The sequence below is a fragment of the Desulfosarcina sp. genome, from assembly GCF_055467485.1.
This window is the reverse complement of record NZ_JBUOIV010000091.1, coordinates 1-11655: the sequence shown is the minus strand read 5'-3', so window position 1 is coordinate 11655 and position 11655 is coordinate 1. Positions and strand designations below refer to the sequence as shown.

Genomic DNA, 11655 nt, shown 5'->3' with positions numbered 1-11655 from the left:
GCATGTCGCCGATTTCATCCAAAAACACGGTACCGCCGTGGGCCTGCTCGAATTTCCCCACCCGACGGTTAATGGCGCCGGTGAAGGCTCCCTTTTCATAGCCAAACAATTCGCTTTCCAACAAGGTCTCGGGGATGGCCACGCAGTTGATCACCAGAAAGGACTTAGCGGATCTCAGACTGTGCTGGTAAATGGCCCGGGCCACCAGTTCCTTGCCGGTGCCGGATTCTCCCCGGATGAGCACCGTGGCTTCGGTGGGGGCCACCCGGCCGATGGCTTTATAGACTTCCTGCATGGGGCGGCTCTTGCCGATCAGGGCCTCACCCAAGGCCGCGGCGGGGACCACGTCCACCTCCACCCGGGAGCGCATGAAGCGGCCCGCCTCCAGGGCCTGACGGATGGTGGAAAGCATCTGGAGGATGTCAAAGGGTTTGACGACATAATCGAAGGCGCCCATCTTGGTGGCTTCGATGGCCGTCTCCGTGGTGCCGAAGGCGGTCATGATGATCACCGGCAGCTTCTGCTCCAGCTGGTGGATCTGCCTGAATGTCTCCAGGCCATTCATCCCCGGCAGGCGAACGTCCAGCAGCACCAGGTCGGGAACCGCCTCGGCGGCCATGCGCAATCCCGCCTCGCCCGATGCGGCGGTGCGGACCGTATAGCCTTCCTCCTTCAGCAGGCGCTCGAAACTGATGCGCAGCTGGTCGTCGTCATCGATGATCAGTATGGTGCTCACAGATATCCTCCTATCGTGGGAAGAACGATGCGAACGGTCGTTCCGCGGTCTTCCTCCGAGGTCAGATCGACACGCCCGCCATGTTCGCGGATGATCCGGGAGACAATGCTCAGACCCAACCCCGTGCCGTCTTCCTTGGTGGTATAGAATGGATCGAATACTTTTTTGACGGCGGCTGTCGACATGCCCGCTCCGTTGTCGGTAACCCGGATCTCGACCTGTTGCCGGTCCGGCGGCGTGCCGGTTACGCGCTCATGGATATCGATCGTCCCGCCGCCGGTCATGGCTTCACAGGCGTTGACGATCAGGTTGACCAGCACCTCCTTGAGTTGATCCGGATCCGCATCGACGGCCGGCAGGATCTTGTCGCGATGGACGGTGGCCTTGACGTTGTAGGATTCCAGGCGGTAGCGCAGCAGTTGGATGGCGGTGTCCACCACCGTCGACGGGCTCACCGGCTGCATCTTCAGCTTGGGCGGCCGGGAGAATTCCAGAAAATTCTGGACGATGGTGTCGATGTGGTCGATCTCCTCGGAGATCACGTCGAAGTCCTCCTTCTGGGTGCCGGACAGCTTCAGGGAGCGGTTCAACGAGAACAGCCGCATCTTGACCGAGGTGAACGGGTTGCGCACGCTGTGGGCCATGCCTGCCGCCAGTTTGCCCACCATGGCCATCTTATCCGCCTGCAGCAGGGTTTCGCGGCTCCTCTCCAGCTCGGCCTGGGTCTGCCCGGCGTCCTCGATGAGCCCGCGCACACTCTGGCTCAGAGTTTTGACGTCATTGCCCGATTTTTCGATGGTCTCGCTGCGGCTGGTTTCCCGGATCAGGGCGCGCAGCGGATTGAGGATCTGGTAGACCAGCAGGTAGGCCAACAGCACCACCAGCAGGACCTGGGTGACGATGACCGCCATGGCCGTGTCACGCAGCCGGGCCGCCTCGTTCAGGGCTTCCTGCTTGGCGGCCATGATGGACTGCGTGTGCTCGCGCTTGTACTCGTCACATATCGTAAGGATGGCAAAAAAGCGGTCGCGGACCGCTTGGTGCATCTTCGAACCGGACTTGAAGTCGCCGGACTTATAAAACCCGATCACCTGATCCTTTTCCTGGATGTAGTGCGCATATTCGTCGGCGATGCGCTCAATGGTCCTTTTCTGAGCAGGAGACTGGGCCAGTGCCCGCGCCTGTTCCAGTTGCTCACTGAATACATGGCGATACTTTTCCAACTGGACCAGCCAGTTGGGATCACCGTCAAGGAAAAAATAGGAGACGAACCCTTTCTGGTTGACCAAGGCGATTTCCAGTGATTCGGCACTTTGAAAGGCGACCAGGTTCTCATCGGTGATGGCGGTCAGCACGCCCTCGATGCTGTAGGAATACCATACCATGATCGCCGCGCCGGACAGGGTGACCAGGAAGATGGCGATCAGGTGAAGGTAAATCCGGTTTTTCAGGCTGATGCGTGACCACATGAGCGTCCCTTTCACCCGGCCTGCGCCGGGGATGCGGATAGAAGGGTGTCGATCTGCTTGCGAATCTGTACCCGATAGCGTTCCACCATCGCCGGGTTGGCCATGATCATGTCCAGCTGGCGCGTGTGGATGGACAGGTACCCCAGCACTTTGAGCTTTTCAATCATCGTTTCGGCATCGTACTGCTCGATGCGCGCCCGCAGGGCGTCCTTGGTCACGGCGGTACGGAAACCGTGGCCGTCCAGGATCTCTTCCACGAAACGCACCCGCTTCAAGCGCCTGTTGAAATCGGCTGCCCCGCCCTTGAACTGAAAACTGACGTAGTTTTCAGCGGTCCGGTCGCCCACCAGGGCTTCGGTGATGCAGAAATGAAATCCGAGCCGGGACTGGAGGCTGCAGTAGTTCTTCGATATCATAAAATAGTTGCGGTTGGCCATGGTCGTTCGGACCGTGGGCAGAAGGGCCTGGTTCTGGGTGGCCTGAAACATGACCGACACGAATCCCTTGCCGTCGACCGGCGGCGGTCCCTCCCAGGCAAAGGCCGTGATGCCGGACCACAGGGCCAGCATGGGAATCGAGGTGATGTTGTCGATGTCCACGTAGCGTTCACCGGCCACATCCGTCTTGAATCCGTCGTCCAGGTTGAGCACCCACCACTGCATGGGGATCCGGGCCCGCAGCTGCTTGGAGGAGCGCTCGGGAAACCGGTGGGCCTTGCCGAAACGGAACATTTCATGGACGCTTTTTTCGTGGCAGAACCGGGTGATGTCGTGAAGCGTCTGGCAATTGGCCGCCTTGAAGGCCGGGCTGTCCGGGTCCAGCAGGGTCAGCGGGACGATCAGTTGGCAGGCTTCTTCGAGAAGTTCGAAAACCGGCGTGCCTGCCATCAGGTTCGATGGCGGCCGCTCGGAGAGGGTCAGCAGCGACTGCACCCGGCCAGGGTAGATGCACCCGGCGTCTGCGTCCACCGTTATCTGTTCCCGGCCTTCCAGGCGATCGATGGCGCCTTCGGCGCCGAACAGGGCGGGAACGCCAAATTCTCTGGCCACATTGGCCAGGTGCCCGGTCATACCGCCCTTTTCACTGACCACTGCCGCAGCGCGCGGCAACAGCGCGGCCCAGCGCGCCAGGGCCCGGTCGGTGACCAGCACCGCACCGTTGGGAAACTGGAGGGCATCGACATCTTTCAATACCCGATGGACCGTCCCCGATGCCACGCCGGGAGAGGCGGTGATGCCGCCCTGGAAAAGCGCCGGCGGCAGGTCCGCCTGGTCGTTCCGAGCGGTCGGGGGGGAAGGGCTGCCGGTCAGGACCTGCAGGGGGCGGCATTGCAGCAGGATGATCTCGCCGGCGCCATCGATAGCCCATTCGATGTCCTGCGGGCAGCCGTAGTAGGATTCGATCCTGACGGCCAGTTCGGCCAGGGCAATTGCCTGCCGGTCCGTGAGCGAGGCCTGCATCATCTCCGGCCCGGTGTCGTCCAGGCGGCAAACCCCTTCCGCCGGGTAGCAGACGTATTTTTTTTCCTTGGCGGCGATGTTCCGCCGGGTGATCGAAAGCGCAGGGGACTTGGCCACTTGGAACAGGTCCGTGGCCGTGGTGCCGTCGACCACCGCCTTGGGCAGCCCCCAGGCCGAATTGATGATCACCGACGGGTCGCGGATGTTCATCGGGTTGGCCGAATAGAGCACCCCGCCGCTGACGGCATCCACCATCTCCATGATCCCCACACACATTTCCGTATCCTCGTCGGCAAGGCCGCGGCTGAAACGATAGGCCATTACCGCCGGGGAGTAGGCCGCTGCCACGATCTGCTTGTAGACCTCCGTCAGATGGTCGCGGGAAACGTTGAGTGCACTGTGATAGAGGCCGGCAAAGGAGGTTCCCTCCCGGTCCTCGTTCAGGGCGCTCGAGCGAACGGCCATGTTGGGCTCACGGTTCCGGCGGGCGGCCAGTTCCCGGTACGCCTCCAGGATGGCGGCCTCCAGTTCCGGGGGCAGGGGGGCTTCCTGGATCAGCCGGCGGATGTCCGCACTGGTGGTGTAAAGCTGATGGTACCCTTCTTCTTCGGCACTCTGGATGCGTCGCTGGATCTCGGTTTTCAGATCGTTGTGTTCCAGGAAGAGGCGGAAGGCCCGGGCGGTGACCACAAAACCGTCCGGTACCGTGAGGTGCAGCCGGTTGGCGATTTCCCCGATGCTGGCCATTTTCATGCCCGCCTGGTCGGCAACACTTTTGTCCAGGACGGAGAAGGGGAGAACCAGCGGGGCCGGGGATTCGGCCGGCCGGTGCCGGACAAGCATCGATTCGAGAGACAACCGGATCGTTTCCAGGCGGTCCGACAGGGCCTTGTATTTGCCGGGGGCCAGGGCCTGAAGGTGCTTGACGATCTGATAGACCCGGGTGTAGGCCCCCATGACCCGCGACCGGATGAATTTCATGCCGAAGGGAGCGTTGCCGGCCAAGGCTTTTTCCAGCTCGGTCATGATTTCCAGGGCCTGGTTGTTGGCGTTGAGCAACAGCTTGAACTGGTGGTAGCGCGATTGAAATTCAAGGCGGAGCGCCCGGGCATCTGCTTCGTCAATCGGCGCCCCGTCTGATTTGAACCAGTTGAATAGTCGTTGCAGTCGGCCCATGCTGAGTAACACTGTCGTTTTTAAAAGTTCAGAAAATGCTAAAAAACCCCTCACCCTGTCCCTTTTTTCCGTCGGGCAGAGAACTGGGTGAGGGGTGGTGTCAATCGAACTCGCGACCGGCCATCAATGCTCCAGACGCAAGCCCCAGCCTTCGAACAGGTACATGATACCGAAACCATACCACAGGGTATAGACGACGTAAAAGATCAGCGAGAAGATGACGATGCCAATTCGATCGGTGATCTTCTGGCCCTCGATGCCATAATAATTGTAGGCGGTCTCAACCGCTTTCTTGTTGACCAGTTCGGTGATCCTGGCCGCATTGAATTTCTTCTGCTTTTTCAGGTCGAAATCCATGGCCTTGAGGGCGCTCCACCAGTTGTAGAGCGCCATCTTCCCGTCGTACCCGTATTTGGCGGCTACGGTGTCGCCGTCGTTGTCGTACATGTGCTGGGCGTCGTCCAGGCAGTGGTTGAGGATCTCGATCATATTTCCCGTTACGGTCAGCTGGGCGCCGTTCTGGCCCACCTGCGCCCCGGTTTTCATAAAAATCGGAACGGTCTGCTGGGCCTGCACTTCGCTCTTCATGGTCAGGGTCAGGGTCAGTTCCGGTGTCTGAAGGGTCTGGACCTCGCTTCGTGCGGAATCGATATAGTAAGCCGATCCCTTGGAGATGGAGTTATAGAGGTTGTCCAGGTACTCCAGACCGTTTTTCCCACCGAAAAGCGGCATGAAGATGGCGATGAAGACGGCGGTGAACAGGACCATCAAGGTCAGGCCGGTCATGAATTTGGGTTTGTTGGCAATCATGCGTGTTCTCCTTCTCCTTTGAGCTGTGCGATGTTTTTAAAGAATGTGCCGATGACCCAGACGCCGAAGCCGCCGATGACGATGAAGAAGGCCCAGATGCCGATGGTATCCAGGGTGGCGCCCGTGCCTTTGGAGATGTCGATCACACCCATTTCCCCCAGTTTGGCGGGCAGGGCGAAGAACCGGTTGACGAACCCGGCCAGGACCGCCATGGCGTAGAAGCCGCGGATGGTGATGCCGGGGACCACCTTGGTGACCATGGCACCGATCTGGATGCCGATCAGCGATCCCAGCAGCATGCCCATGGCCAGGGTGTAGAAGATAAACCCGTAGACGGCGTACTGGCTGATGGAGGCGTAGCCGGCGGTGAAGACGATCTGGAAGATGTCGGTGCCCACCGTGGTCATGGAGGAGACGCCGAGCATATAGACGAAGATGGGGAAGGTGAGAAACCCGCCGCCCACGCCCATGATGCCGGCCGCCAGGCCGACCAGGGCGCCGGAGAGAACCAGAAACACCCAGGAGATGCTCCGGCCGCCGGGGGTGAAGTCGAAGTCGAACTTGACCATGGGCGGGATGTTGATCGACTGGAGTTTTCTGGGCAGTCCGCCCAGTTCCGCGCCTTCCGCCTTGCCGCCATGGCCGCCCCCGTGAGCATCGCCGGCGTCGCCGGATTTTCTGGCCTTGAGAAAGTCGTACATGGCGTAAAAACCCAGAAAACCGAGCATGAGGGCGTAGATGGTGGTGATGAAGGTGTCCGAAAGCACCGGGTTGAGTTCGTAGAGCACCCGGTTGAGGATGCCGCCGGCGGTGGCGCCGATGATTGCGCCGATGAGAAAGACCACGGCCAGCGGGACGGACACGTTGCCCAGCTTGCGGTGGATGATGCTGCCCATGATGGCCTTGGCGAAAATGTGAAACAGGTCGGTCCCGACGGCCAGGATGCCCTTGATGCCTGCGCTCATCAGGGCGGGGGCGATGATGAAACCGCCGCCGGCACCGATACAGCCGGTGATCAAACCCGCACCCAGACCGATGAGGATGGAGACGATAAAGATCCCGGTGGAATAAAAGGCCGGGCTGTAGGCTTTCTTGCCGCCCAGGATGTCAGGGATGGCGCCCCCCATCTGATCCGCGAACACAATGCCCCCCAGGATGATCGGCACCAGCAGCATCAGGAGCACCGCCACCCGTTTCCGGCTGCCAAGGATGTTGGCGGACATCTGGATTTCCCATTGCGCGTGGGCCTTGGCCCCATGCATCATAAACCTGCCCCACTGTTTGAAGAAGTTCATATCCTCCCCCGCTTTCCAGTTAATAGGTTGATCGTTATTAGGCGTTGTAAGTGTAGCCTGCACATCGTTTCGGTCTGCCGGTATCATCTGAGTTGATCGGCCATTTGCCGGATTTTGCCTTCATGGATCTTTTTCTTCTTGAATGCGTCCTCGGCCTTGTAGAGCAACTCATCCATGTCCATGGGTTTCATCAGGTAGTCGAAGGCGCCCTTTTCCATGCCTTCGATGGCCACTTCCATGCTGGCGTGGCCGGTGAGCATGATCACTTCCGTCAATGGAAACTGTTTTTTGATCTCGCAGAGCGTTTCGATACCGTCCATGCCGGGCATGCGCACATCCAGGATGACCACATCCGTTTCATGCGTATTGAGCCACTCGAGGGCCGATTCACCGCTGCCGACGCCCTGCACGTCCACATTGCGGCGCTGCATGCGTTTGAGCAGGGTGTTGAGGAAATCCGTTTCGTCGTCAACAAGAAGCAGTTTCATCTGTGTCATCCGTTTTCTTTCTGGAGCGGACCGCCTCGTGGATCTTTTCCACCAGTTCGGCCAGATCGTGTGGTTTGGTCAGATAGTCGAAGGCACCGTGGCGCATGCCTTCGATGGACGCTTTTTCCGATCCGTGCCCGGTCAGCATGATCACCGGCATGTCCGGATCCATTTTTTTAAAAACTTTCAGTATCTCGATGCCGTCCATATCCTCGAGCTTGAGGTCCAGCACGGCCACATCGAAATCGGACCGCCTGAGCATCTGGATCCCTTCGGTGCCCGAAAAGGCCTGGGTGGTGTGGATGTCCCGTTTGGCCAGCCGCTTGGCAAGCACCTGGACGAAGCCTTTTTCGTCATCCACCATCAACAGCCGGATCCCCGGCTCACCGTGGCTGGACGGCGGGTCCCGGTCCACCTTTTTCTCAGGGCTTCCTGGATGTGATTTCCTTGATGCGGGCATTGATGATCTTCTCCTCGTGCTCTCGTTTCCTGGCGGCAGCCGCCGATACCTTGTCGATCAGGTGGTCCATGTCACAAGGTTTCATCAGGTAGTCGAAGGCGCCGAAGCGCATGCCCTCGATGGCCGACTCCACGGTGGCATGACCGGTGAGCATGATCACTTCCACCAGCGGCACCTTGCTTTTAATGGCCTTGAGGGTTTCGATGCCGTCCATGCCCGGCATCTTCACGTCCAGAATCACCACTTCCGTCTTACTGCCGGCAGTCAGTTTTTTAAGGGCCTCCTCACCGCTGAAGGCGCTTTCCACTTCCAACTCCCGTCGCGTCAGGCGCTTGGTCATCGCCTCCACGAAAGGGATTTCATCGTCCACAAGCATGATGGATGCAATTGCCATGGGTATATCTCCTTTCTTCGTTCGTATGCCTAATTGCAGGTATCGGATGACGATACCGTGTCGTCGTCGACCGTGTCGTCGCTTTTCACCGGTATGCGGATCTCGAAGGTGGTGCCCACATCCACGGTGCTTTTCACGCTGATGTCTCCGCCCATCTTGTGGATGATCCCGTAGCAGATGGACAGCCCCAAACCGGTGCCGCTGCCCACGGGTTTGGTGGTAAAGAACGGGTCGAAAATGCGCGCCAGGTTGGCCCGGGGAATGCCGGGGCCATTGTCTTTCACTTCGATGGCGATCTGACCCTGTTCATGTTTGGCGCTGATCTCCAGCGTGCCGCCGGTCCTGTCCATGGCATCCAGGGCGTTGTTGATCAGGTTGAGAAACACCTGCTGCAGCTCGGAATGGGATGCGGAGATGGCCGGCAGCTTGGGCTCGATCCGGGTAATCATTTCCACGTTGCTGTATTTGGCCCGCTGGGCGGATAGGGAGATCAGCTCTTCGATCAGGTGGCCGATCTCGAAATCCTCGATGCGCGAATCGGTCTTGCGCGCGAAACTGAGCAGTTTGTGGGTAATCTCCTTGCATCGCTTGCCCTGGGTGCGGATCTGGTTCAGGGCGCGTTCGAACTCCTGGATGTCTGCATCGCTTTTATAGGCGCCGTCTTCCACCAGGTCCTGGAGCCAGCCGGCCTCTTCCACCATGATGGCCACCGGGTTGTTGATCTCGTGGGCGATACCGGCGGCCAGTTCACCCACCGAGGCCAGTTTGCCGGTCTCGATCACCTGTTCGTTCATGATCTCCTTTTCCTTGTCCGATGTGGCGATGCGGCGGACCATCTTGGTGGACATCCAGACCGCCATGGCGACGATGGCGACGCCGCCGAGCAGCAGGAGGACGATGGCAACTTTCTGGGCCGTGTGCAGGTCCGAAAAGGCATCGTCGCTGGCCTGCTTGTATACCAGCAGCCAGTCGCCGCCTTTGAGCAGGGCGGAGACATAGAGGCTTTTCACGCCCGCGCCGTCGAGCCGTTCCTGGATCTCCACCTCTTTGCCCATGCGCTCCAGGTTGGCAAAGTAGCGCGAGTAGATGTCCAGGGTGGGGGTGAAGTCGAATATGGGCTTGGTCTGAAACTGGCCGTCGCGATTGAGGATGTAGGCAAAGCCGGTCTCGCCGATGCGCACCTTTTCAACGATGCGGTTGAAGGAGAGAAAGTCGATGGTCGCCCGGATAATCCATTTCTGTCCCTGCCAGGTCTTGCGGACGGCGATGATGAAATGCGGTGAACCCCGCAGCCCCAGAAACACGTCGCTGGTGAAATAGTCGCTGTCGATGGCCTTTTTGAACCAGTCGGCATCGGCATAGCGGGCATTGTCCAGGTTGAACGGTCCGGCATAGGCAATTTGCTGCCCCTGTTCGTTGATAACGCCAAGATCCACGAAAACGGTGCCGTAGACGCTCTGCAGGCGGTTGAGGTGTTCGGCGATGGCGTCAGCCTGGCCGACACGGCCAAAGTCGATGGAATCCGCCAGGAAACGGATATTCTGGACCTTCTCCTCCAAGAAACTGTCGATATTCTGCTTGTGCTTGAGAACGAGTTCCTCCAGGTGGGCGAATACCTTTTCGTGATGGGAGGAACTGAAATGGTCCAGGATGATCCCGGTGACGAGCAGCATGGGCGTGAACGAAATCACCATGACCAGCAGCACCATGTTGCGGGTGAGGGACCGGTAGTATGGACTCAGCGGTGTGGGGTTGCGGGTCATCAATTTTTCCGTTGTCAAAAAATCATGGTTTACTGCCAAAAAAGCGATGCCGTTTGCTGATTATCAAGTTCAGTGCCAACTCCGAAATATTTGAAGAATTGCTAACTATTAGAAATATTATAATAAAAAAAATTCAAAGAAATTGAAGGGAGTTGTAAAAGAATCTGACTGTCAGGATTTTTTACAAGTTGTAAAGGAGTGGAACAGGGAAGGCGGGAATCGGTCGGGCGTGAATGAACAGGGGTAGGCCGCCCCGGTCAAAGGCAAGCGCTAATTGAATGGACCATCGGCCATGTCATGAAATGATAATCTGTTGCAACCGGGAGCGGGGCAAAACTGCTGGTATCCAGGTGGCGCATGGGAAGACCCGGAGGGGGCCATGCTGTGTGCAGCGCAAGCCGATCAACGCCGGCGCACCACCCCCACCAGTTTTCCGATGATCGCCACTCCCTTTCGCTGGGGCCCCTTTAAAATCAATGGCGGGTAAGCGCTGTTGGCTGGCGACAGCGACAGCGAATATTGGTCGTGGTGGACGATCTTCAAGGTGGCCTCCGGCAGCGTTCCTGCCATCGTCACCGCGGCGATTTCACCGTTTTCCACCCGCTGTTGCGGGCGTATGATGGCCAGGTCCCCGTCCAGGATGTGGGCCTCGATCATGGAGTCCCCGCTGACCCGCAGGCCGAAGCAGTGATCACAACCGAACAGGGACGGGGAAATGGCCAGTTCCTCTTCAAAGTTTTCGATGGCCTCTATGGGTTTGCCGGCGGCAATGTTGCCGACCAGGGCAATGCCCCGGCCCGTGTACTTCTTGCTGAAGCGCAAGGCGCGTTTCTTGCCCGGTTCGGAGATGAGGTGTCCCTTTTCCTCGAGAACCTTAAGGATGCGGTGGATGCCCGCCGGGCCGCGCAGCCCGAAGTGGGCACAGATCTCGCGCACCGTGGGCGCCATGAGCTGCTCCTGCTGAAAGGCGACGATGAAATCCAGCACGCTTTTTTGCCTGGGTGTCAGATCAGAACTCATGGTTTCGCTTTCCATTGGTCGTCGAAAAGATTGTCTCCCGGGCTCTGCACCCCCTTGCCGCCCCGATTGAGCACGTGGGTGTAAATCATGGTGGTGGAGACATCCTTGTGGCCCAGCAGCTCCTGCACCGTGCGGATGTCATACCCCGCTTCAAGCAGGTGGGTGGCGAAGCTGTGGCGCAGGGAGTGGCAGCTGCCAGCCTTGGCGATACCGGCCTGGCGGATGGCATTTTTGACGGCCCGCTGGGGCACGGACTCGGAAATGTGGTGACGGCGCTCCACACTGGAACGCGGATCGATGGCACGGCGCACGGCCGGAAACACATACTGCCAGGCCCAGCTGCGGTTGGCGTTTTTGTATTTGCGTTCCAGGGCATAAGGCAGGTATACGGCACCGAAACCAGCCTCGAGGTCGGTTTCATGAACTCTTTTGACCTTCAGCAGGTGACGCTGCAACGAGTCGGTGATGATTTCGGGCAGCATGGTCACGCGGTCCTTTTTTCCCTTGCCGTCACGCACCACTATCTGCCGGTAGCCGAAATCGACATCCTTGACCCGCAGCCGCACGCACTCCATCACGCGCAG

At 59.1% G+C, this 11655-nt stretch carries 11 protein-coding genes; all 11 read right to left on the bottom strand.

Features of this window, described 5'->3' with window-relative positions; translation table 11 throughout:
* A partial coding sequence (locus tag ACZCED_RS23685) for a sigma-54-dependent transcriptional regulator (RefSeq protein WP_464861935.1) occupies positions 1 to 736 on the bottom strand: 736 nt, incomplete at its 3' end.
* Positions 733 to 2205 (bottom strand): ATP-binding protein, encoded by a 1473-nt coding sequence (locus ACZCED_RS23680; RefSeq protein WP_464861934.1) that lies wholly within the window; start codon positions 2203 to 2205, stop codon positions 733 to 735. The genes ACZCED_RS23680 and ACZCED_RS23685, both read right to left, overlap by 4 nt.
* Positions 2206 to 2216: 11 nt before the next feature.
* The gene (locus tag ACZCED_RS23675) at positions 2217 to 4841 is read right to left on the bottom strand and encodes a PEP/pyruvate-binding domain-containing protein (protein WP_462970460.1); all 2625 of its coding nucleotides are present in this window, start codon (positions 4839 to 4841) and stop codon (positions 2217 to 2219) included.
* Between the two features lie 123 nt (positions 4842 to 4964).
* Positions 4965 to 5651, bottom strand: a complete 687-nt coding sequence (locus tag ACZCED_RS23670) for a hypothetical protein (protein ID WP_462970459.1) — start codon at positions 5649 to 5651, stop codon at positions 4965 to 4967.
* Positions 5648 to 6946 carry a sulfite exporter TauE/SafE family protein gene (locus ACZCED_RS23665; protein WP_464861933.1) on the bottom strand — a complete coding sequence of 433 codons (1299 nt, stop codon included), beginning with the start codon at positions 6944 to 6946 and terminating at the stop codon, positions 5648 to 5650. The genes ACZCED_RS23670 and ACZCED_RS23665 overlap by 4 nt, the downstream gene beginning before the upstream one ends.
* Positions 6947 to 7029: 83 nt before the next feature.
* Positions 7030 to 7434 (bottom strand): response regulator, encoded by a 405-nt coding sequence (locus tag ACZCED_RS23660; protein WP_462970457.1) that lies wholly within the window; start codon positions 7432 to 7434, stop codon positions 7030 to 7032.
* Entirely contained in the window at positions 7415 to 7894 is a 480-nt protein-coding gene (locus ACZCED_RS23655; RefSeq protein WP_462970456.1) for a response regulator, read from the bottom strand. Before ACZCED_RS23655 ends, ACZCED_RS23660 begins: the two co-directional genes overlap by 20 nt.
* A complete protein-coding gene (locus tag ACZCED_RS23650; protein ID WP_462970455.1) occupies positions 7857 to 8288 on the bottom strand; it encodes a response regulator in 432 nt (143 codons plus the stop codon). Before ACZCED_RS23650 ends, ACZCED_RS23655 begins: the two co-directional genes overlap by 38 nt.
* A gap of 29 nt (positions 8289 to 8317) precedes the next feature.
* Positions 8318 to 10051: a sensor histidine kinase gene (locus tag ACZCED_RS23645; RefSeq protein ID WP_462970454.1), complete on the bottom strand. Its 1734-nt coding sequence runs from the start codon at positions 10049 to 10051 to the stop codon at positions 8318 to 8320.
* A 402-nt stretch (positions 10052 to 10453) separates the two neighbouring features.
* Positions 10454 to 11071: a transcriptional repressor LexA gene (gene lexA / locus ACZCED_RS23640; RefSeq protein WP_462970453.1), complete on the bottom strand. Its 618-nt coding sequence runs from the start codon at positions 11069 to 11071 to the stop codon at positions 10454 to 10456.
* The coding region (locus ACZCED_RS23635; protein WP_464861932.1) for an integron integrase at positions 11068 to 11655 on the bottom strand (588 nt) is incomplete at its 5' end. The genes lexA and ACZCED_RS23635, both read right to left, overlap by 4 nt.

Coding starts and splice junctions, on each gene's coding strand:
- ACZCED_RS23680 (WP_464861934.1), bottom strand. CDS start 2,205: ATGTGGTCACGCATCAGCCTGAAAAACCGGATTTACCTTCACCTGATC.
- ACZCED_RS23675 (WP_462970460.1), bottom strand. CDS start 4,841: ATGGGCCGACTGCAACGACTATTCAACTGGTTCAAATCAGACGGGGCG.
- ACZCED_RS23670 (WP_462970459.1), bottom strand. CDS start 5,651: ATGATTGCCAACAAACCCAAATTCATGACCGGCCTGACCTTGATGGTC.
- ACZCED_RS23665 (WP_464861933.1), bottom strand. CDS start 6,946: ATGAACTTCTTCAAACAGTGGGGCAGGTTTATGATGCATGGGGCCAAG.
- ACZCED_RS23660 (WP_462970457.1), bottom strand. CDS start 7,434: ATGAAACTGCTTCTTGTTGACGACGAAACGGATTTCCTCAACACCCTG.
- ACZCED_RS23655 (WP_462970456.1), bottom strand. CDS start 7,894: ATGCCCGCATCAAGGAAATCACATCCAGGAAGCCCTGAGAAAAAGGTG.
- ACZCED_RS23650 (WP_462970455.1), bottom strand. CDS start 8,288: ATGGCAATTGCATCCATCATGCTTGTGGACGATGAAATCCCTTTCGTG.
- ACZCED_RS23645 (WP_462970454.1), bottom strand. CDS start 10,051: ATGACCCGCAACCCCACACCGCTGAGTCCATACTACCGGTCCCTCACC.
- lexA (WP_462970453.1), bottom strand. CDS start 11,071: ATGAGTTCTGATCTGACACCCAGGCAAAAAAGCGTGCTGGATTTCATC.